29 protein-coding genes are annotated in these 20,274 nt (G+C 36.0%); 5 read left to right on the top strand and 24 right to left on the bottom strand.

Annotated features, from left to right (window positions below; translation table 11 throughout):
- The first annotated feature begins 1 nt into the window (after window position 1).
- Genes hisIE through CVT15_RS01200 form a run of 3 tightly spaced genes read left to right on the top strand, consistent with a single transcriptional unit; the run spans window position 2 to window position 1,807 of the window.
- Window positions 2-736: a bifunctional phosphoribosyl-AMP cyclohydrolase/phosphoribosyl-ATP diphosphatase HisIE gene (hisIE, locus tag CVT15_RS01210; RefSeq protein ID WP_103577334.1), complete on the top strand. Its 735-nt coding sequence runs from the start codon at window positions 2-4 to the stop codon at window positions 734-736.
- Window positions 726-1,256, top strand: a complete 531-nt coding sequence (locus tag CVT15_RS01205; protein ID WP_103577335.1) for a DUF2393 family protein — start codon at window positions 726-728, stop codon at window positions 1,254-1,256. Before hisIE ends, CVT15_RS01205 begins: the two co-directional genes overlap by 11 nt.
- Window positions 1,256-1,807 (top strand): DUF2393 family protein, encoded by a 552-nt coding sequence (locus tag CVT15_RS01200; RefSeq protein WP_021090969.1) that lies wholly within the window; start codon window positions 1,256-1,258, stop codon window positions 1,805-1,807. Before CVT15_RS01205 ends, CVT15_RS01200 begins: the two co-directional genes overlap by 1 nt.
- A 120-nt stretch (window positions 1,808-1,927) precedes the next feature.
- Here CVT15_RS01200 and CVT15_RS01195 read toward each other — a convergent pair whose 3' ends face one another.
- The 4 genes from CVT15_RS01195 to dapB are packed head-to-tail and all read right to left on the bottom strand — an operon-like array spanning window position 1,928 to window position 5,005.
- The gene (locus CVT15_RS01195; RefSeq protein ID WP_196088051.1) at window positions 1,928-2,569 is read right to left on the bottom strand and encodes a hypothetical protein; all 642 of its coding nucleotides are present in this window, start codon (window positions 2,567-2,569) and stop codon (window positions 1,928-1,930) included.
- A gap of 17 nt (window positions 2,570-2,586) precedes the next feature.
- Complete coding sequence (gene purF / locus CVT15_RS01190; RefSeq protein WP_103577337.1) at window positions 2,587-3,924, bottom strand: amidophosphoribosyltransferase; 1,338 nt, start codon at window positions 3,922-3,924, stop codon at window positions 2,587-2,589.
- A 9-nt stretch (window positions 3,925-3,933) separates the two neighbouring features.
- Window positions 3,934-4,242, bottom strand: coding sequence for a DUF2314 domain-containing protein (locus tag CVT15_RS01185; RefSeq protein WP_087576539.1), 309 nt, complete (start codon window positions 4,240-4,242; stop codon window positions 3,934-3,936).
- The gene (dapB, locus tag CVT15_RS01180) at window positions 4,235-5,005 is read right to left on the bottom strand and encodes a 4-hydroxy-tetrahydrodipicolinate reductase (RefSeq protein ID WP_103577338.1); all 771 of its coding nucleotides are present in this window, start codon (window positions 5,003-5,005) and stop codon (window positions 4,235-4,237) included. The genes CVT15_RS01185 and dapB overlap by 8 nt, the downstream gene beginning before the upstream one ends.
- Window positions 5,006-5,026: 21 nt before the next feature.
- Between dapB and CVT15_RS10135 the strand changes: the two genes are divergently transcribed.
- On the top strand, window positions 5,027-5,155 hold the full coding sequence (locus tag CVT15_RS10135; RefSeq protein ID WP_269059539.1) for a hypothetical protein: 129 nt from the start codon (window positions 5,027-5,029) through the stop codon (window positions 5,153-5,155).
- Here CVT15_RS10135 and CVT15_RS01175 read toward each other — a convergent pair.
- From CVT15_RS01175 to mqnP, 20 genes are all read right to left on the bottom strand, one after another.
- A complete protein-coding gene (locus tag CVT15_RS01175; RefSeq protein WP_103577340.1) occupies window positions 5,152-6,090 on the bottom strand; it encodes an NAD(P)/FAD-dependent oxidoreductase in 939 nt (312 codons plus the stop codon). The genes CVT15_RS10135 and CVT15_RS01175 overlap by 4 nt on opposite strands.
- Before the next feature lie 9 nt (window positions 6,091-6,099).
- A complete protein-coding gene (locus CVT15_RS01170) occupies window positions 6,100-6,546 on the bottom strand; it encodes a hypothetical protein (protein WP_103577341.1) in 447 nt (148 codons plus the stop codon).
- Complete coding sequence (trxA, locus tag CVT15_RS01165; protein ID WP_012001054.1) at window positions 6,546-6,860, bottom strand: thioredoxin; 315 nt, start codon at window positions 6,858-6,860, stop codon at window positions 6,546-6,548. Before trxA ends, CVT15_RS01170 begins: the two co-directional genes overlap by 1 nt.
- Before the next feature lie 72 nt (window positions 6,861-6,932).
- The gene (locus tag CVT15_RS01160; protein ID WP_103577342.1) at window positions 6,933-7,274 is read right to left on the bottom strand and encodes a YraN family protein; all 342 of its coding nucleotides are present in this window, start codon (window positions 7,272-7,274) and stop codon (window positions 6,933-6,935) included.
- A gap of 1 nt (window position 7,275) precedes the next feature.
- A complete protein-coding gene (locus CVT15_RS01155; RefSeq protein WP_103577343.1) occupies window positions 7,276-8,538 on the bottom strand; it encodes a homoserine dehydrogenase in 1,263 nt (420 codons plus the stop codon).
- Window positions 8,535-9,743 (bottom strand): LL-diaminopimelate aminotransferase, encoded by a 1,209-nt coding sequence (locus CVT15_RS01150; protein ID WP_103577344.1) that lies wholly within the window; start codon window positions 9,741-9,743, stop codon window positions 8,535-8,537. Before CVT15_RS01150 ends, CVT15_RS01155 begins: the two co-directional genes overlap by 4 nt.
- Window positions 9,744-9,752: 9 nt before the next feature.
- Window positions 9,753-10,535, bottom strand: a complete 783-nt coding sequence (locus tag CVT15_RS01145) for a hypothetical protein (protein ID WP_103577345.1) — start codon at window positions 10,533-10,535, stop codon at window positions 9,753-9,755.
- Window positions 10,529-11,470, bottom strand: coding sequence for a phosphatidylglycerophosphate synthase (locus CVT15_RS01140; protein WP_103577346.1), 942 nt, complete (start codon window positions 11,468-11,470; stop codon window positions 10,529-10,531). The genes CVT15_RS01145 and CVT15_RS01140 overlap by 7 nt, the downstream gene beginning before the upstream one ends.
- On the bottom strand, window positions 11,463-12,143 hold the full coding sequence (gene rlmB, locus CVT15_RS01135) for a 23S rRNA (guanosine(2251)-2'-O)-methyltransferase RlmB (RefSeq protein ID WP_087586847.1): 681 nt from the start codon (window positions 12,141-12,143) through the stop codon (window positions 11,463-11,465). Before rlmB ends, CVT15_RS01140 begins: the two co-directional genes overlap by 8 nt.
- A 111-nt stretch (window positions 12,144-12,254) precedes the next feature.
- Window positions 12,255-13,070 (bottom strand): 16S rRNA (cytidine(1402)-2'-O)-methyltransferase, encoded by an 816-nt coding sequence (gene rsmI / locus CVT15_RS01130; protein ID WP_087586848.1) that lies wholly within the window; start codon window positions 13,068-13,070, stop codon window positions 12,255-12,257.
- 3 nt (window positions 13,071-13,073) lie between these two features.
- Window positions 13,074-13,274: a 50S ribosomal protein L31 gene (gene rpmE, locus CVT15_RS01125; RefSeq protein ID WP_002942443.1), complete on the bottom strand. Its 201-nt coding sequence runs from the start codon at window positions 13,272-13,274 to the stop codon at window positions 13,074-13,076.
- An 83-nt stretch (window positions 13,275-13,357) separates the two neighbouring features.
- The gene (locus CVT15_RS01120; RefSeq protein WP_087586849.1) at window positions 13,358-14,014 is read right to left on the bottom strand and encodes a 16S rRNA (uracil(1498)-N(3))-methyltransferase; all 657 of its coding nucleotides are present in this window, start codon (window positions 14,012-14,014) and stop codon (window positions 13,358-13,360) included.
- A complete protein-coding gene (locus tag CVT15_RS01115) occupies window positions 14,015-14,416 on the bottom strand; it encodes a hypothetical protein (RefSeq protein WP_087586850.1) in 402 nt (133 codons plus the stop codon).
- Window positions 14,413-14,616 (bottom strand): hypothetical protein, encoded by a 204-nt coding sequence (locus CVT15_RS01110; RefSeq protein WP_021090529.1) that lies wholly within the window; start codon window positions 14,614-14,616, stop codon window positions 14,413-14,415. Before CVT15_RS01110 ends, CVT15_RS01115 begins: the two co-directional genes overlap by 4 nt.
- Entirely contained in the window at window positions 14,616-15,197 is a 582-nt protein-coding gene (locus CVT15_RS01105; RefSeq protein ID WP_103577347.1) for a 6-pyruvoyl trahydropterin synthase family protein, read from the bottom strand. Before CVT15_RS01105 ends, CVT15_RS01110 begins: the two co-directional genes overlap by 1 nt.
- Window positions 15,197-15,952: a 7-carboxy-7-deazaguanine synthase QueE gene (locus CVT15_RS01100; protein WP_103577348.1), complete on the bottom strand. Its 756-nt coding sequence runs from the start codon at window positions 15,950-15,952 to the stop codon at window positions 15,197-15,199. The genes CVT15_RS01105 and CVT15_RS01100 overlap by 1 nt, the downstream gene beginning before the upstream one ends.
- Window positions 15,952-16,920, bottom strand: a complete 969-nt coding sequence (gene moaA, locus CVT15_RS01095) for a GTP 3',8-cyclase MoaA (RefSeq protein WP_103577349.1) — start codon at window positions 16,918-16,920, stop codon at window positions 15,952-15,954. The genes CVT15_RS01100 and moaA overlap by 1 nt, the downstream gene beginning before the upstream one ends.
- A 138-nt stretch (window positions 16,921-17,058) precedes the next feature.
- Entirely contained in the window at window positions 17,059-17,565 is a 507-nt protein-coding gene (locus tag CVT15_RS01090) for a DUF6115 domain-containing protein (RefSeq protein ID WP_103577350.1), read from the bottom strand.
- 9 nt (window positions 17,566-17,574) lie between these two features.
- Entirely contained in the window at window positions 17,575-18,096 is a 522-nt protein-coding gene (locus CVT15_RS01085; RefSeq protein ID WP_087586854.1) for a hypothetical protein, read from the bottom strand.
- Complete coding sequence (gene mqnP / locus CVT15_RS01080) at window positions 18,093-18,953, bottom strand: menaquinone biosynthesis prenyltransferase MqnP (protein WP_087586855.1); 861 nt, start codon at window positions 18,951-18,953, stop codon at window positions 18,093-18,095. Before mqnP ends, CVT15_RS01085 begins: the two co-directional genes overlap by 4 nt.
- A 105-nt stretch (window positions 18,954-19,058) precedes the next feature.
- Between mqnP and CVT15_RS01075 the strand changes: the two genes are divergently transcribed.
- Window positions 19,059-20,273: an FAD-dependent oxidoreductase gene (locus tag CVT15_RS01075; protein WP_087586856.1), complete on the top strand. Its 1,215-nt coding sequence runs from the start codon at window positions 19,059-19,061 to the stop codon at window positions 20,271-20,273.
- Window position 20,274 lies beyond the last annotated feature (1 nt).

The raw sequence follows: 20,274 nt of genomic DNA, 5'->3' as shown, positions 1-20,274 counted from the left end.
AATGAATAGCGTAACAAAAAGTATAGACTGGCAAAAGGTTGGTGGATTACTTCCAGTAGTGGTTTGCGATCATGCCACAAATGAAGTTTTAATGCTTGCTTACATGAACGAAGAAGCATTAAATTTAAGTCTATCTAGCCGTTACGCTCACTACTTTTCACGCACCAAAAATAGAATTTGGAAAAAAGGCGAAGAAAGTGGCAACACTCAGGAGATAAAGGCTGCTTTTTTAGACTGCGACAACGATACTTTGCTTTTAAAAGTGATTCAAAACGGAAGCGCTGCTTGTCACACTGGAGCAAGGTCGTGCTTTTTTAATGAGATAAATTTGCATGACGGCAAAATTTTAGATACAAAAGTTGAAGTCAAAAAAATAAATTATGGTGTGCTTGATGAGCTTTACCATGTGATAGAAGATAGAAAGCTAAATGCCAACCCTGAAACTTCATACGTAGCAAATCTTTTTAAAAAAGGTGAAAATCAAATTTTAAAGAAAGTTGGCGAAGAGGCTGGAGAATTTATAATGGCCGCAAAGGATCTTAGTTTCGCGGAAAACTCAAAGCAAGATGAGCAAAAAGCAAAAGATGATCTGATCTATGAAGCAGCCGATCTTTGCTTTCATGCACTTGTAGCACTTTCGGCCCATAATATCCATCCAGATGCTGTAAAAAACGAACTTGCAAGGCGTTTTGGCATAAGCGGCATTGAAGAGAAAAGATCGCGAGATGTTAAATAGCATTAAGCACAACTTGCTTTTTGTATTGCAAAATGCAAAGCTCATTGATTTTCTAACCTATGGCTGGATATTTTTAGCATTTATACTAATTGTGCTTTTAGGGATTTTTATAGCGATAAAGTCATGGTGGCAGATAGGATTTTTATTTATTTTGGCTGATTTTTTTGGACTTTTTATAGGTAATTACTACGCGAACAAATATATAAATGAAAATTTAAGACCAGTTAGCATAAGCAAAATAACTACCAAACAGCTTCAATATGTCGATGCGCTAATGGTTGATTTTAATATTACAAATAATTCAAATAATGCACTTAGTATCTGTAAAATCGAGCTTGACTTCTATCTAAGCTCGAGGCAAAATACGAAAGACTTTTTTAACTCACTTAATCCATTTGCTAGAAAAAGAATCATCTTAAACGAGGAATTTTTACCAAAGCAAAGCATAGAGGTTAAAGAATTTGTCAATGATTTTGCATTTATAGACTACAATATTTCTAAAAAAGTGGAGTGTTTTTGATGAGTTCAGCATATTTTACGATCGTTCATATTATCGTTCTTTTTGCGATTGCTCTGCTTTCTATTTTATTTCTTGTTCTCTCGCTTAGAGCTGAGCGAAAGTTATTTTTATCACTATTTTTTACAAACATTCTAGTCTCAACTACACTTGCAGTATTTTTAATGCTAGTGCTTGACAAATATACAAAAAAAGGCATGCTCGAAAATGTAAAAAGTGAGCGAATTTTACGAAATGAGAGTATCGTTTTTAAAGGGCAAGTGAGAAATATCGGTAAATTTACAATTAGTAACTGCACACTGACAGTCAAACTAATCAATCAACCACTAAATAAAAATGACCTTGGTGGGGAAGCATTTTTTAAGCCAAGTGGGCTTTCATTTTTCTCATGGGTTCTTGGCACAGATAAGGACGAGAGGCCAAATACAGTTGAATATAAATTTGATGTAGCCAAAAATTTACCAAAGCAAAAAAGCACACCATTTACCGTATATATGCCATATCCGCCTTATTTTAAAAACGGCATGAATATCACAAAACTAAATTGCTACTAATCAAATTTAAAGCAAATTTTTATAAATTTTATAGGATAAAACATTAAGTATTAGTTTGATTTTAGAGTAAATTTTATCTTTTTAGTATCTGCAATGAACACTAATTTTTAAGATAAAGATTTAAAAAGTACAAAGTATATCAAGTAGCCTTCCCAATTTTTGTAAGTCATTTAAAAAAAGCTGCTTTGTCTTTTGCGTAAATTCTTTTGCTTCTTTTAGGGTTTTAGCCTCAGCTATATTATAAACAAACTCTTTTTTTAATATCTTTGTACCTTTTTTATAAAAGAAATTTGCCTCTATTAAGCTTGCAAAAAAACTATCATCTCTTAAATAGTAGTTTGTTGCTACATTTACATGCACTGACTTTTGTAACAAAAAATCGCCACAAACACTATTTTGTGAGCTAAATTTAACACTCTCAAGCACATCAGGCCTTATCTCATAAAATTTTATCTCATTAGTTTTTTTTAAAGCCAGAATATCACTTGATTTATTTAAATTTATAGAGTTGTTATTTACTTCAAGTACGTTTATAGTACCCTTTGCAAGCGAATAAGCATTTAAAATTTTATCTTCTGCTAAAAAATTTACTACACCAAAAAATGGCACACTAGCATTTTGTTCTGCGAAATTTTGAACGGTTTTTATTTGTAGCTGCTGTTTTGTGCCATTTATCTCATAGTAGCTTACGTAAATAGAAATTTCATCTTTTTTGCTTGGACTCTTTTGTGAGCAACCACTAAAAAATATTGCAACAAGCAAAAAAATGGCTAAATTTTTCACTTTATGAAATAGTCACCATCAAAGCTTACAAGCGAATATTTTCGCTCATTGCCGATACTTTCTTTAAGTTCATCTATGCTTAAAAATTCTAAGCTATCTGCACCGATATATTCTCTTACTTCTTCTGCATTTTTTTTAGAGCTTATTAACTCTTCAAAGCTTGGCGTATCGATACCATATCGCTCAGGGTATTTAAGCTCAGGACAAGCGACTCTAAAATGAATCTCTTTAGCGCCCGCATGTCTTAAAAGATCAACCACCTTTTTTGAAGTAGTACCGCGAACGATACTATCGTCGATAACAACGATACTTTTACCTTTTAGAACCGATGACATCGGGTTAAGTTTTAGTTTGACTTTTAAATTCCTCATCTCTTGGCTTGGCTCGATGAAGGTTCTACCCACATAGTGGTTTCTAGTGATAGCTAGCTCAAATGGGATTTTGCTCTCATTTGCGTACCCAAGCGCTGCTGGTACTCCGCTATCTGGTACAGGTACGACGAAATCTGCTTTAATTTTGCTCTTTTTAGCTAGTACTTCACCCATTTTTTTTCTAACTTCATAGACGCTTTTACCTTCTATCACGCTATCTGGGCGAGCAAAATAGATATATTCAAATGCGCATATTCTAGGATCTGGCTCATAAATTTGAATGCTTTGAAACTCACTTTTTCCATGTTCAAAGACTATCATCTCACCAGGCCTAATATCTCTTATAAAACTAGCCTCCACAAGATCAAAAGCGCAAGTCTCGCTAGCTACGATATATCCACCATCTTTTAGCTTGCCAAGACTTAGTGGCCTAACACCCCAGCGATCTCTTATGGCAAAGGTTTTATGGCGTGATTGGATAAGCAGACAATAAGCGCCTTTTATCTTATCAAGTGCCGCGATAATACGGTCCTGCAAGTGTTTGCTATGGTTTCTTGCGATTAGATGGATGATATTTTCAGTATCCATATTTGTCTGAAATATCGCGCCATCTTTAATAAGCTCATCTCTAACCTCATCTTTATTTACCAAATTTCCATTATGGACGATCGAAATTTGTCCCAAAGAGTAGTTAGCGGCTATTGGCTGGGCATCACGACCCGAGTTTTTACCAGCAGTTGCATATCGGTTGTGACCAATAGCCATATCGCCTTTTAGTGATCTTAAAATTTCTTCATTAAAGACCTCTGTAACCAGACCATTACCCTTGTGAGTAGAAATTTCTCCATCATCACAAACGCTAATACCACTCGCCTCTTGGCCGCGATGCTGCATAGAAAATAACGCATAATAGGCAGTCTTTGCTGCATCTTTAGAATTTATAATACCAACTATTGCACACATTTTTTTCCTTTAGTTTTCATCATCTTTGTAAATTTCAAGAACATTTTTGTAGTTAAACTTGATCTCATCGCCAGCATTTAAATAGCCTTTTGTAAATGGTTCATTGTCTAAAATGCCGGTAAATTCGCCGTTATTTGTCTCACTAACGACCACCCACATGCGCTCAACCTGAGCAAATTCATCATCTTCAAATCTAAATATAAGCTTTACTATATCGCCAGTTCTTAAATTTTGACGCTTTTCACGCTCCGGCAAGTAGAATTTATCACCAAATTCTAGCTTATAGTTCTCTACATCATCAAGCACAAATTTAATCATCAAGCCCTAAACTATCATCTATCGAGTAAAGGCCACTATTTTGATCTTTTAGCCAAATGGCAGCCCTGATCGCGCCTTTTGAAAAGGTTGCCCTACTCGTTGCGGTGTGATTTAGCTCAATAAATTCGCCGTCATTATAAAAGCCAACCGTATGGCGACCGACTACATCGCCACCACGAAGCGCCATGACTGCGATCTCGTCTTTGCTCCTAGCCCCTACCATGCCGGCTCTACCAGTTACTAAAACATCTTTTAAATTTAAATCTCTTGCCTCAGCTACACTTCCTGCAAGTGTCATCGCAGTGCCACTTGGAGCATCTTTTTTATGCCTGTGGTGTTGCTCTACGATCTCTATGTCAAATTCTCTTAATGTTTTTGAAGCAATCCTTGCAAGGCGGTTTAGTACAGCCACACCCAAACTCATATTTGTTGCGTAAAGAATAGGCATAGTTCCTGATGCTAGGTGGAGCAAATTTTTCTCGTCATCATCTAGCCCGGTCGTACCGATAACTAATGGTTTTGGATTGGTTCTAGCGTAGTTTAGCAGTGCCATGGTCGCCTCTTTTTGACTAAAGTCGATTATCACATCGCACGCTTCAAAAAATTTAGCAAGGTCATTTGTTAAAAGTTCGCTATTTAAATTTTCAACCTGATTTTTTTGGCTAAAAGCGATGCTTAAAGTGGCATCTTTTTCATCTTTTAAACAAGAAATGATACTTTGAGCCATCTTTCCACTAGCACCATAAAGGCCTATTTTTACCAAAATTTATCCTTTGATTTTTGGTTGAAATTTAACATAAAATTTATTATAGATAGATTACAAATAGGCTTTAAAAATGCGTATAAAATCAAAAATTTGATAGAAAAAAAGAAGAGAAATTTAGCCAAAAAATTGGCTAAATTTGAGTATTAATGCAAGCTTTCTATGTAGCTCATAGCGCTAAGTGCAGCCACTGCGCCATCACCTGCTGCTACTATAACTTGCTTTGGAGCGTCCTCTCTGATGTCACCTGCTACAAAGAGCCCATTCAGGCTGGTTTGCATCTTAAGATTTGTTTTTACTTGTCCACCATCGACCATATCGCAGATAAATTTGCCGTTTTCATCTTTTAAAATTTCATTATTTACATTTAGTCCGACAAAGGTAAAAATTCCTGGCACATCAAGCACACGCTCACCATTTTTGGTATCAAGCACGATCTTTGTGAGACCCATTTTATCGCCAAGTGCTTCTTTTATCGTTGCACTTGTTATAAATTCAATCTTTTCATTTTTTCTAGCTTTTTCAACCGTAGTTGGTGCCGCTCTAAACTCGTCACGTCTATGCACTAGATAAACTTTTGAGCAGATATTTGCTAGATAAAGTGCCTCTTCAACAGCTGTGTCGCCACCGCCAAGAACGGCTACCTCTTTGTTTTTGTAAAAGAAGCCATCGCATGTTGCGCATGTGCTAACGCCTTTGCCAAAGAACTCGTCCTCGCCTTTAAAGCCAGCACGTCTTGGGATTGAGCCAGTCGCTACAATGACAGCCTTTGCCTGCTCGCTTTTGCCGCCTTCAAGTAAAATTTCAAAGCTACCGTTGCTATTTTTTCTAACGCCAATGACGTTTGCCCATTTGTGAACTAGCCCAAATGCGCTACACTGCTTCCACCAAGTACTCATAAAGTCAAAGCCACTCTCGCCAGGGGCTTTTTGGCCTGGGTAGTTTTCTATCTCTGAGCTAGAGGTGATCTGACCGCCAGGCTCGCCTTTTTCAAACATTACAACATTTTTTAGTCCGCCTCTAGTGGCGTAAAGTCCGGCGCTTAGTCCTGCCGGACCGCCTCCGATGATCGCTAAATCAAGCATAAATTTCCTTTATTCTAAAACATTTATGGACGAATTTTGTTTATAAATTTCGCCCCTTTGATGAACTATCTCAACACTACTTGGCAGCTTTGTGATACTCAAATTTCGCATCAGCTCCAAGACTGTATTTATATCTGAGCTTATATACTTTAGTGTCGAGTTTGACTCATATCTTTTTTGAAAGATATCAATTGCCACAACTGTTTCATTTTTGGGTGTTAAAATTTCATCTAATTTTGATTGATTTGAACTGAAGATTAAAAGCGTATATTTTGGCTCTTTTGGAGTGAAAATTTCGCTTTTTTCGTAGAAAACCAGCTTCGCAAAATCAACAAATTTATATTGTGAAAAACGATAGTTACTATACGCAAATGCAGCTGCTATCATAGCTGCACCAAAAAATGAACCAAATATATAGGTAAGAGGAAGTAGGCTTCCTCTTCTTTTTTCGCTCATTAAAGAAGCGAATTTAGTTTGTCAGTTAGGGCTTGTTTTGACTGTGCACCGACCATTTGCTCAACTAGCTCGCCATTTTTGAAAAATAGCAATGTTGGGATCGATCTGATGCCAAACTCAACTGCAAGATCTTGCACTTCATCAGTGTTTACCTTGCAAATTTTTGCTTTGCCGTCAAAGTCTTCAGCAAGCTCTTCAATCACTGGAGCTAGCATACGGCAAGGTCCGCACCATGGAGCCCAAAAATCTACTAAAGCAACTCCTTCTTTTGTAACATCAAAATTTTCTTTTGTAAGTTCGATGTATTTTCCCATTTTTTCTCCTTATTTTTAAAATGTGGCAATTATACAAATTAAATTTAAATTTTATCTAAATAATAAATTTTATTATAAACTAATATTTTCTATCAGTTCTAAATCTTCATTTTTTATGACGAGCAAATCAACTTGGAAATCTCTTTTTGACTCATTTTTCATCATATAAAAATTTATAGTTTTTAAAATTTTTATATATTTTGTCTTATTTAATCGGTATTCTACTTCATATTCTCCGCTAGTTGCTTTTACCTCTATGAAGTGTAAAATTTTATCACTACTTAACGCGATAATGTCGATCTCGCCAAATTTAGAGTAAAAATTTCTCTCTAAAATGACAAAACCAAGCTTTTGTAAAAATTCACACGCCCTATCTTCTGAGTTTTTACCGAAGAGATACTCTTTTAACCCCAAGCTACTCCTCGATCCTCATCATAAATGGCTCTTCTTTTATATACTCTTGCTCTTTTAAAATTTCAATTGTCCTTCTTACATCAGCCTCAAGACTCGTATGTGTCGTAAAAAACAATACCGCAAATTCGCTCTCATCTTTTGGTTTTTGAAGTATGCTATCAATCGATAAATTATTTTCGCTCATTAAATTTGTAATCTTTGCTAGCACACCCATTTTATCTTCGACTTTTAATCTAAAGTAATACTTTGTCTTTATCCTATCGCGGTCAAGTAGCTCAAGCGTATTTAATTCAAATGGTGCTTTATATCCTAGCATCGGCGATTTGCTATCTCTTGCGATGTCGATAAGATCGCTGATCACCGCGCTTGCCGTTGCATCGCCGCCAGCTCCAGGTCCATAGTACATCGTCTCACCAACGACCTCGCCAACGACACTGATCGCATTTGTCACGCCACTTGCCTTTGCTATCATTTTATTTTGTGGCACAAGTGCTGGATGTACGCGTAGCTCGATTTTACCCTCACTTTTTTTGGCAATGGCCAGAAGTTTTATTGAGTATTCAAAATCTTTTGCAAAAAATATATCTTCAGGTGTAATACCTTTTATTCCTTCGATCAAAATATCCTCTGGATCGCCATGCACACCGTATGCGATGCTTGCTAAGATAAGTAGCTTATGAGCCGTATCAAAGCCTCCCACGTCAAAAGTAGGATCAGCCTCAGCGTATCCGAGCTCTTGCGCCTTTTTAAGTGCGTCTTTAAAATTTGAGCCCTCGTCCATCATCGAGGTTAGGATAAAGTTACTAGTTCCGTTTAGTATGCCATTTATACTAACGATATGGTTTGCGCTTAAGCCTTCCCTTAAGGCTCTAATGATCGGCACGCCACCAGCTACACTTGCCTCAAAACCAAATGGTATATTTTTGGCTAAATTTTGTAGGGCGTATCTATGATAGGCCAGAAGTGCTTTGTTTGCGGTCACAACTGCTTTTTTTCGCTTTAAAATTTCACTCACAACTCTAAAAGGCTCTTTCACACCACCCATAAGTTCGACAAAAACGTCGATATCATCGCGGTTTATGACGCTATTTATATCGTCAGTTAAAGGGATGTCAGCATCTCTTTTTTTATTTAAATTTCTAACCACTCCGATGACTGGCACTATCTCTTCGCCACTTCTTGCTGCGATTAGCTTTTTATTTTTTAGTAAAATTTTAGCAACTGACTCACCGACGGTTCCAACGCCTAATATCGCTACATTCATTCAAATTCTTTCAAATATTTTTTTATATTTCTTGCTGCTTGTCTTATTCTATTTTCATTTTCGATAAGAGCTAGACGCACATAGTCGTTTCCGCCCTCGCCAAAACCAATACCCGGGCTAACGGCAACCGATGCTTTTGTAAGAAGCTGCTTTGAAAACTCAAGGCTGCCCAGATGACTAACTTTTGATGGTAGCTTTGCCCAGATAAACATACTAGAGCTTGGTTTTTTAAGCTCCCAGCCAGCCTGGGCAAAGGCCTCTATCATCACATCTCTTCTTTTTTCATAAATTTGGCGTATCTCTTCAACGCAGCTTTGATCGCCATCAAGTGCAACTGTGGCAGCCACCTGTATCGGCGTAAACATACCGTAATCAACCCATGATTTTATCTTTTTAAGTGCAGCACAAAGCCTTTTATTTCCGCACATAAAGCCAACTCTCCAGCCAGCCATGTTATAGCTTTTTGAAAGTGTGTAGCACTCGACTGCGACATCTTTTGCGCCATCTACTTCAAAGATACTTGGCGTTTTGTAACCATCAAATGTAAGATCAGCGTAGGCGATGTCAGATATGACGTAAAATCTCTCTTGTTTTGCGATGCTTACAAGGCGCTCGTAAAAGCTCTTTTGCACTGTCACGGTCGTTGGATTGTGAGGGAAATTTACAACTACATATTTTGGCTTTGGTGAGCTTGCATGTATAGTTTGGATCAAATTTTCAAAAAATTTATTCTCATCTAGCTCAAATTTATCATTGTAGTGAAGTGGCATCTTTGCGACACTTCCGCCAGCAAATAAAAACGCTTGCGTGTGTATCGGATAAGCAGGATCAGGCACGATAGCCACATCGCCTGGGTTTATCACGGCTTGAGCTAAGTGAACAAAGCCCTCTTTGCTACCCATCGTGGCGACTGCTTCGGTATCTGGGTCTAAATTTACGCCGTATTTTCTTTTGTACCAGTTGCAAATGGCAAGGCGGAGCTTGTAAATTCCAGCACTGGCTGAGTAGCCGTGAGTCTTGTCCTTTTGCGCGCTTTCACATAGTTTATCGACAATGTGCTGTGGCGTTCTACCCTCAGGATTACCCATAGAAAAGTCGATGATGTCCTCGCCAGCTCTTCGTGCAGCCATTTTTATTGCATTTACTTCGGCAAAAACGTAGTTTGGCAAACGCTCAATTGTATTAAATCTTATCTCATCAAACACTGCTTACTCCTATTTTATAAGCTTAATAATTATCTCATTTTTTATATTATTTATATCAACATTGTCGCTAATTAATGCGTATTTTGCGCCTATTGCTAAATTTATAGAAATGGCGGTTTTTGCTTGCTCTTCTTTTATAGAGTCGATCTGATTTAAATTTTTATCATAAATCCTAACAAGTGGCATCCATCTATTTGACTCTTTTGATGCGATATCCAGACTACTTGCACCCTCAACATCAACAAAATAAGTACCACCGCTTTTTAAAAGTGGCGTCTCTTCGTCAAAATTTACCTTTGTAGCCTTAAGAATCATATTCTGAGCATCTAAAAATATCTCTAAATTACCATCAACTCTATCAAATCCTAAAATTTTAAAACCGTTTTGACTAAGCGCTAAGCTTAATAAACTTGGATCTATTCCGCCATTTTTTATGGCTGAAATTCCATAAAAAATTTGATCTCCATTTTTTAGAGAATTTATCCTTGAGATACTTATGTTGGCATCATCCAGAGTTGAATTTATTGATTTTACAAATAATATAGAAGGAACTTTTTGCTCGCTTATAAATTTTAAATTCAAACTATTTGAACCAAATGAAATGCTATCGTAACTTGAGTTTTGTTTTAATCTTAATACTAGCTCATTGACATTGAGTGAGCCATTTTGGTCTAAATTTTCTAAAGAGATTTGCACATTTTCAACATTGCTTAAAGCACTTGCACTAGTTTGTAAGCTAAAAGCATAGGCAAATACACTAAAAGCGGTGAAAATCGCTATTTTTCTTACCAAGATTTACCCTTGTTAAGTTCTACAAACTCATCATAGCTCACAAATTTCATCTCTCCATTTTCCACTAAAAATCTAGCTGGACGACTTGGATTATATTTTGTTACCTTATCGCCGATCTTTAGCTCAATGTTGCCATTTCCACAAACTACGAGCTGTCTTTGGTCTAAATTTATATTTATGCTTTTACTTGTGTCGTTTGATACTTTTTGACCATTTTCAAGATTAATTATCCCTATCCAGACACGTTGTTTTGGTGTAATAACCGCCTCATTTAGTGGCTTTGTAATGTTTTGCTCTATCTTAGGAGCTGGCTGAGCTACCATGCTTGGCTTCACAACATTTTGCTCCATGTTTGCAGGACTTGTTGTCACATTTTGCTCAACTGGAGCTGAAATTTTTACGTTTGATATGTTTGCTTCTATTTTAGGGCTATTTTGAGAGATGGTGATATTTGTATCGATGATATTTTTCTTCACCTCATTTACTATACTTGACTGCGAATAGCTCACGCTTTTATTCTCGTCATTTAAAAACGATAAAAAATTCTCGATATATTTGTAAGCATCAAAATGATATGCCCCACCAGCGATAATAGCTAAAATGATGAGCCAAAATAAAAATCCAGCACCGCCACTACCGCTTTGTTTTTGTATGGTAATATCTTTTGGAGTGTAAGAAGAAATTTTTGGAGTAACTTTAGTTTTGTGACTCTCATCTGGAGTGTTTTCTTGCATAAAGGCATCATATTCAGCGAGCAATTCGCTCAAATCAACATCATATTCACGTTGTAAAATTTTGGCATAACCTCTAATGTTTAAACGTGATAATTTTTCAAAATTTTTATCAAAAATATATTGTAAAAATGTAGGCTCAATATGCGTTTTACGTGAAATTTCCTTTATACCTATCTCTTTTAAATTCTCTAATTCATTCATCTATCATCCTGTCACAAATTATTGCAAAAGCTGCACTTACATTTAAGGAGTCCCAGCCCTCTTTTAACTTTATACCAATACACTCATCACACTTTGCTAGAGCTTTTTGCGGTATGCCTTCGCCCTCTGAGCCCATCACCAAAGCTCTTTTACCGGCAAACTTCATCTCTTTTACGTTTTTGCCATTACTTGCTGTTGCATAAATTTTAAAGCCAAATTGCTTTAGTTCATTTAGCAAACTAAGCCCATCTTCAAAAATCGCTATTGGTATCTCATAGGCAGCGCCGCTACTTGATCTTAAAACGCCTTGCATATTTATACTTTTTGCCACTATCACAAGACCTTCGCAGCCTAGAGCATAAGCACTTCTAGCGATAGCACCGATATTGCCAACATCGCTTATGCCGTAAAGAATGGCGATAAAATTTAGCTTTTTAAGCTCAGTAATATCTGAAAATTCAAACTCACTAACATTCGCTAAAAAACCTTGATGGTTTCCACCGCGAGCTAAAGACTGCGCTTTTTGATTATCCACGCGAATAATTTTTTTGCCCGTACCACAAATTTTATAGAAGAGTTTTTTGTCACACTCTTTTGATAGATATATCTCTTCTAATATCTGTGGTCGCTTGTTCAAAATATGTAAAAATAGTTGTTTTCCGTATATTATCATGGTAACTTATGGTAGCTAAAGTCAATTAAAATTTAACTTATTTTTGTATGTAACTAGAGTAAATTTTACACTTTCGTTTCAATGTCACTTAGTAGTTTTGCGGCCTATAATTTAAGCTTTCGTAAGTTCATCATATATCTTTTTTACATCTTCTCCAGTTATTTTGTTAAGCAATTTTGCTTTTACTTTTGGAGCAAGATCAAGCAAAAGTATCTCATCTTTTGTGATATTTTGAGTGGCTGTTTTGTCACTTTTTGAGATGACAATCGCCCACTCTCCACTTAAATTTGCTTTTTCTAAAATTTGGACTAAATTTTTAGCACTATCTTTAAACTTACTCTCAAATTTTTTTGTGGCCTCTTTTATGGCAAAAATTTCTCTCTCAGGCTCTAGATTTGCGATACTTTGTACTAAGCCTAGTATGCGTTTTGGGCTTTCATAGATCACGGCTGGATAGGCTAAATTTAAAGCATTTTGTATAGCTAAAGCTCTGTCTCTGCCGGTATTTGGTAAAAAGCCTAGGAAAACAAATTCTTTATCGCAAAGCCCGCTTGCGACCACGCTTAGAAGTGCGGCGTTTGCTCCGCTTAAAATTTCGTATTTGATATCATTTTTTTGAGCGTATCTTACTAGACTTACTCCAGGATCGCTGATACCTGGCATACCAGCATCGCTCATGTAGGCTACATTTCTGCTAAAAAAATCATCACTTAAATTTGTGAAAAAGTCATCTTCGTTATGGGTGTGAAGTGGAATAAATTTTGATATATTTATACTTGCGTCAAAACGTTCATTTAGCAAGTTTATAAGACTTTTGCAGACTCTTGTATCTTCGCAAATAGCTATCTCGCATTCACGCAAAATTCTAATCGCACGAAGCGAGATATCTTCTAAATTTCCTATTGGAGTAGGAATAAAGTAGAGCAAGGCTTATTTTTGAGCGTATTTTTTCTTAAATTTCTCAACACGGCCAGCACTATCAACTATCTTTTCGCTGCCTGTGAAAAATGGGTGGCACTTGTCGCAAATGTCAATCCTGATCTCGCTTTTGTTTGACTTTGTTTTAAAAGTGTTTCCGCAAGCACAAGTTACAGTGCAATCTACGTATTCTGGATGGATATCTTTTTTCATCATTTTTCCTTTATTATTTTTGGGCTAATTATCTACATTAAAAGTTGCTGATTATATAAAAAGAAATCTAAAAATCAAATAAATTAAGCTAGGAATTTTGCCGCTACTGAGATAACCGCAGTCTGTGATCTTAAGATATTTTTAGTATTTAGGCAGTAGCTATTTTTAAATTTAGCCGTCTCATCCTCGCTAAATCCACCCTCTGGACCGATTATTAAAAGCTCATCATCTTTTTTCTCATTTAAACTTTTACCACCAAAATTTATAGCTGAGACATTTTTATAAACACTCATTAGCTCGTCCAAATTTTTATAAACTTCAAACTCCATTAGTGAAGTTCGCCCACACTGCTCGCAAGAGAGAGCATTTATGTAGTTTAGCCTCTCGATATCTATCTTAAAATTTGCCTGAGAAAATTTAGTATAGACAAAAGCTATTTTACCAACACCAAGTTCGTTTAAAAATGGCAATGTCTTTTCAATCGTCTTTGGATCGACGATAGCCCAAGCGATCGTAAAGTCGAATTTTTGCTCGCCATTTAAGCTGGCAAAGACAAGACTTAAGCTCGCACTTCGCCTATCAATCTCATCAATTTCATAAATATACTCTTTAAAATCTCGTAAATTTCTAACACTTATTCGCTCACCAGCTTGCATTCTTCTAGCTTTTAGGTGCAAAAAGGCTTCATTTACTATCTTTAAGCTTTCATTACCTGCATTTTTATCATATAAAAATTTCATCTAAATCCCTGCAACTATAACTAAAACAAGATCAAAAAATCCCTTAATAAGGGCGAATTTTTTAAATTTTTCTAAGTCGCCATTAGCTGCATAAATTTTTAGCCTTTTAAAACCTATGGCACTAAGTGCGATTAAAATTATTAAGATGACTAACATTTTTATGGCATTAAATTTAAACCCATATCCATAATACGCCCATAAAATAAGTCCAGTAAGCGTAAGAAAACTAAGTAGCATATGATAAATCGGTAAAAAATATCTTATACGAAGCACATAGTTTTTACTATTGCTACCAAACTGACTAATGAGCAAATAAAGTACATTGCAAGCAATAAGCATATAAAAAAATGTCACATGAAAAGGTAAAGTGTATGCAAAAAGTGAGGAGAGATGTTCGTTCATTTTTTATCTTTAGAAGGCTCGTTCTCTTCAACGACTGGCTCAGGCGGGAGTTGTTCATCGATTGTGACATTTGCGTCTGGTTGGGCTATGGTCACGTCACTCGGCACTGGCTCGCTAATATCATTTTTAGCCTCATCTTTATCTCCACAACCAACAAATAGACCGGCTATAAATAAAAAAGAAGTTATAATTTTTTTCATCAAACGTCCTTTGGAATTTCTATTTTTAACCTATTTTTCATTTTCTCGAATAAATTTTTATCTTCCCACTCTTCTATGATAGCGTCTGAAAATTTGATCTCATCTAGCCTTATCTCGCCCATTTGTGCATTTACGGCGTCCTCTTTAAAGCACTGCGCATAGCCCGTATCAGTCTCATGCACGATAATGCTATGAAGCTTCACTTCACGCTCGCCGTTGTTCATCACGCTAAGCTCAAGCAGTCTTTCTATGAGTACAAAAAATATACGACAAAACTGCTCTGCACTTGGATTTAGCGGGATCTCGATCCATCTTGCCGAGTGCTTTTTTAGATCATTTTTATACTCATCATTATCGCCTGAAAATATTGTCGTAGCGTGATCAAAACTATCAATGATCGTTTTTATATTTTGCTTCATTAAGCCAAAGTCATAAACCATGCCGGCGTTATCAAGAAAATTTGAGCTAAGTAAAATTTCAGCCACATAGCTGTGTCCGTGGATGCTAGTCCTGCAACGCTTTGAGCTACAAAATCTCACAATATGTGCATTTTCAAATCTAAAAAGCTTTCTAATAATCATCAAACACCTTCTTTATCGCTCCAAAGCCTGATGTGGATACGCTCCGAGTAGTTAAATCCATACTTTATGGCAAATTCTGCTGTTTTTAAAGCATTTTCGTTTAGCTCAGCTCTATTCGCCCCTATTGCCATACACCAAACTGGCAAATCAACTTGATTTTTTATATTTATAATTTCGTCTAACTCGCTTTTGTCAAAGTGTGATAGGACAAATTTTAAAAAGCTACTTCTTGCATTATTTTTAATAGCCAAAATAGCATCTAAATTTATGCGTTTTTGCTCGCTAACTCCGCTATTTGCTAGTTTTACACCAAGTGCAAAATGGCATTTTTTATAAATTTCATATTTAGTAAAATCAACTAAAATCGTGCCATTTGTCTCAAAATGCACTTCATAATCTTCAAGCAATTTCTTTACCAAATTTATAAAATTTTCATTTTCATGCCAGATGAGCGGTTCACCACCTGTCAAAACAATGATAGGTTTTTGCTTTAGGCCTTTGCAAAGCCCATCAACTAAGCTTAAAATTTCATCTGCGTTGTATGTTTTGTGATCAAAATGCCCTTTAAAAACAGCCCTTATACTATCGCATCCTAGTAGGCTTTCACCGGTTTTTAAAGACTTTGTTTGCACGCCAAAGCCAGAGCAGTTTAGGTTGCAACCTAAAAAGCGTAAAAATATGGCGAGCCTGCCTTGGTAAGCTCCCTCGCCTTGAATACTTAAAAACGCCTCAACTAGCTCTAGCTCTTTGCTCATCAACCACCAGTTTGATAAAAGGCACGCGAAGAGGTTTCATTGCTAGCACCTATTGCCCATTTGTTCTCTTTTGGTTTGTTTGCTAGTACTTGCCTTAAAATTTCACTTGCAGCTACGATATCACCTTTTTCAACCGCTTTTTTGATGCTAAGAGCCTCTTCAAAGTAAAGGCAAGGTATCAAAAGTCCCTCGGCACTTAGTCTGATGCGGTTGCAACTCTCGCAAAAGTCGTGCTTGTGCGGATCAATGATACCAAATTTATAACCATCATCAAGTCTATAAATAGACGCAGGCGCATTTGGTAGTTTTCCATCTTTCGTGACATTATATTTTTGTGAGATGATTTTTAAAATTTCATCGCTACTTAGCCCTTTTAGATCATCTTTAGCGTGTGAATTTTCCATATACTCAATAAATCTGATCTGAGAATCTCTAAATTTAGCAAACTCAAGCAAATTTATAAGCTCATCATCATTTACACCTTTTAGTGCGACAGTGTTGATTTTTACCTTTAATCCAGCATCATGAGCCGCTTCAAAGCCAGCTAGAACTTCGTGTAAAACGCTTTTTTGTGCTATAAATTTAGCCTTTTGCTCATTTAGTGTATCAAGCGACATATTTATGCGCTTTAGTCCAGCGTCTTTTAGCCTTTTGGCAAAGTGTGAAAGCATATAGCCATTTGTAGTAAGCGCTAGATCAATTTCTGGATTATAATCGCTTATCATCTTTATAAAAACGTCTAAATCCTTACGTACAAGCGGTTCACCACCAGTGATTCTTATCTTTTTTATACCTTCATCGATAGCCACTTTTACAAATAAAAATAGCTCTTCAAAGGTTAATAAATTCTCTCTTGGCGTCCAGCTAAATGGCGTTGTAGGCATGCAATACCTACACCTAAAGTTGCAACGCTGAGTTACAGAAATCCTTAAATAATCAACAACCCGACCATATTTATCGATTAGCATAAAGCACCTTCTTAAGCTTGGTTAGAGCTTTTTATAATTTTTTCAATTATATGTTAAAAGATTTAAATCAAAATAAAAATTTAAGCCAATTTTTGTAGTTTAAGAGTAGATTAGTCTTTTTAAAATTAGCCTGTAAATTTAGGCTAATTTATGAAATTTAAGCACAAATTCGACTCGCCCCATTCCAACATGAAGGTCTTTTGCGATCATAGCTGCACTCTTTCCATCTTTAAACATTTTTAAAATTTGCTCTTCTTCATTGATGACACTTGGTGCGATTTTATTAATATCTCTTGTTCGCTCTTCAAGACTAACTATCCTATCTTTTTGCTCTGTTGCAAAATCATCAATTACTCGCTCGATGCTCTTAATCGCACGAATTATTGGCACAATCTTCTCATTTATTTGCAAATCAATATTTTCTTTTATCTGTTTTTTAAGTGGCTCATATTGTTCACTATTTTTAAACGCCTCGCCCTCAAGCATTGAAATTTGCTTTTTTAGATTGAAATTGTCTTGCATAACGCTTTCTATCGCTCGCTCAAATCTCGCAAATTTTTTATTTGTCTCACTATCTTTTATCAACATCAAAGCTACTATTATCGCCAAAACGATACCAAAGCCTAAAAAAATATAAATTTCCATATTTTTCCTTTACGAATTCGCTCTCATTTCTCTTATCATTACACGCTCTCTAGCTGTTACGTAAGCGTTCCAGTCAGCCTCATCCTCTTCGTGCATATTTTCTATCTTTGCTAAGTTTTCACTAACAGCTCTTAAATAAAGACTCAAATTTCTCTTTGGAAAGATAGGCATAGCAATCCTTGCATAATAAATTTCATCTTTTATAAATTTTTCTTCGCTTATTTTTATATGTGTAAAGCCGATTTCTTCGATACTTGCCCTCTCTTTTAGTGGCAAATATTGCTTATGCTCGTTTTTAATATAATCACTCAGCGCATCAATTTTTCTGTGAAGCTCGATCAGCAAAGTTAATAAAACTTGATCACTCTCTTTGGTTTCGCCACGTGATTTAGCTCGTTTTAGCCAAGCCCCAAGCGCGTCCTCTTCGCCCGGCAAGATAGAGTCAAACTCTCTTTTAAATTTCTCGCTCCCATCTTTATCAGACTCAAATTCCATATCAAGAGGTGCTTTAAACAGCTTAATCTCACTCATAATACGCTAATCCAAACAAAGATAAAAAATAAAATTCCCAAATAGCCATTTAATGTAAAAAATGCTCTATCTATCTTGCTAAAGTCGCGTCTTACGATCCTATGCTCAAAAAATAAAATAACGCCACTTACTAAAATTCCAAAAAATGTCATCGCTCCAAGCCCAGCTGCCCAAGCAAAAAGTAGCCAAAATATAAAAGCTAAAGCGTGAAAAATAGCCGATAGAAACAGCGTAGCCTTGTCGCCGTAAATAGCTGGTATGCTAAAGAGCTTGTTTTCTTTATCAAATTTCATATCCTGAAGTGAGTAAAGCAAGTCAAATCCAGCTACCCAAAATGTCACACCAAGGCAAAGTAGCACGCTCCAAAGCGGTATAGCAGCGCTCACTGCGACCACGCCAGCGATGGGAGCAAGACCTAGGCTAAGTCCAAGCACCAAGTGTGCTAGCTCGCTAAAGCGTTTAAATAGCGAATATCCACCAAGAACAGCTAAAATAGGAAAACTTAGCCAAAATGCGAGCGAATTTATAAAATAAGCGCATACAATAAAAATAAACGCATTTACCGCAATAAAAAGCTGCATATTGCTCCTGCCGATACGACCATCAACGCTCGGGCGGCTCGCGGTTCGCGGATTTAGTTTATCTATATCTTCGTCTTTATATCTATTAAAAGCCATAGCAAAATTTCTAGCACTAACAGCACAAAAAGTACCTAAGATAAGCAGTTTTAAGCCAAACCAAGCAGAGCCACTTTCTATCTTGCTAGCAACTATCATCGCAACAAAAATAAAAGGCAAAGCAAAAACAGAATGCTTAAAAACGATAAGTTCAGCAATAATTTTTAATTTTTCTATCATTTGACAAATTTCCATTTTCTTTAAAAATGGTTGATTTTACACCATTTTGCTTTAAATTTGAATTTATATTATCATTACAAGAATAATTTAAAACAAAGGGTTATTATGGGCAAAGTAGCGATTATTGGAGATAGTTTTAGTGCGTTATTTACGGCTTACGAATTAGCTAAAAAGGGTGAAGAAATTTTAATTATTAGCAGCCAAAAAGATGATTTTACAAATGGAATTTTAGCACCCTTTGGCACACACGCTCTTGCAAAAGATGGAGCAATATCTAGCTCATTTATGGGGCTAGTTAGCAAAAAAAGCAAGCTTGATATAAGTATTTGCTTAAATGAAAATTTTAGAGCTTGGATGACAAATTTTACACTTAAATCAACCAAAGCTCACGACAAAAAGATGCAAATTTTGTTTTCAAAATTTGGTAAGAAAAGCTTTGAAATTTTAAGAGAGCTAAACAACAAATATCCGCAGATAAATTTCGATGAAAGCGGCGTTTATCTACTTTTTAGCAATGACGAAAGCTTTAAAAAAAGACTTGATGAGATAAAGGTTGCCCATAGCGAGCAAGAAATTTTAAGCGTAGATAAAGAGCTTGCAAATTTTGGGCTAATAAATAAAAACATAAAAGGCGCTATAAATTTAGCCAACAACGCAAGCATTGATACAAATGAGCTCAAAAAAGCTTTGATAAACGAGCTAAATTCTCTTGGGGTAAAATTTATAAATGATGAAATTTATGAGCTAAAAACGCAAGGACAAATAGTGCAAAAAGCTACCGGCAATAACGGCGAATATGAGGCCGATAACTTTGTGATCGCTTCAAAAAATTTAGAGCTTTCAAATAAGCTAGGCACGAGCTTAAATGCGATTTTGGCTAAATTTTACACCATTGATCTTAGCCTAAACGAAGGGCAAATCCCTAAAAAACCAATCATTTTAAATGATCTATTTGCCAAAATTTATCCAACTAAAAATGGCGTTATGATTATTACAAATTTACAAGTCGGCGCTATCGATACGCTTGTTAAAACTGAAAAGATTAATGCATTTTTAAATGAACTAAAGATACATCTTGGTATAAGCGAGCTAAAAGAGCCTAGCTTTAGGGCAAACTACGTACTTCTTAGCTCAAACGATAAACCAGCTCTTGGACGCGATAACATATATAGTAACTTGATCTATAACCAAGCTTATGGACTAAATGAACTTAGCTTTGCTCCGTATTTTGCCGGTGTTTTGGCTAGTCTTATAAAAGATAGCAAAAATAACGAGGAAAATGATGAAATTTTACTCTTTAGCTCGTTTTACGAGGGCTAGA

Origin of the sequence: Campylobacter concisus (assembly GCF_003048595.2) — a bacterium.
Lineage (GTDB): Bacteria > Campylobacterota > Campylobacteria > Campylobacterales > Campylobacteraceae > Campylobacter_A > Campylobacter_A concisus_L.
Note: the sequence above shows the minus strand (reverse complement) of the source record. Positions and strands in the feature narration are given on the sequence as shown.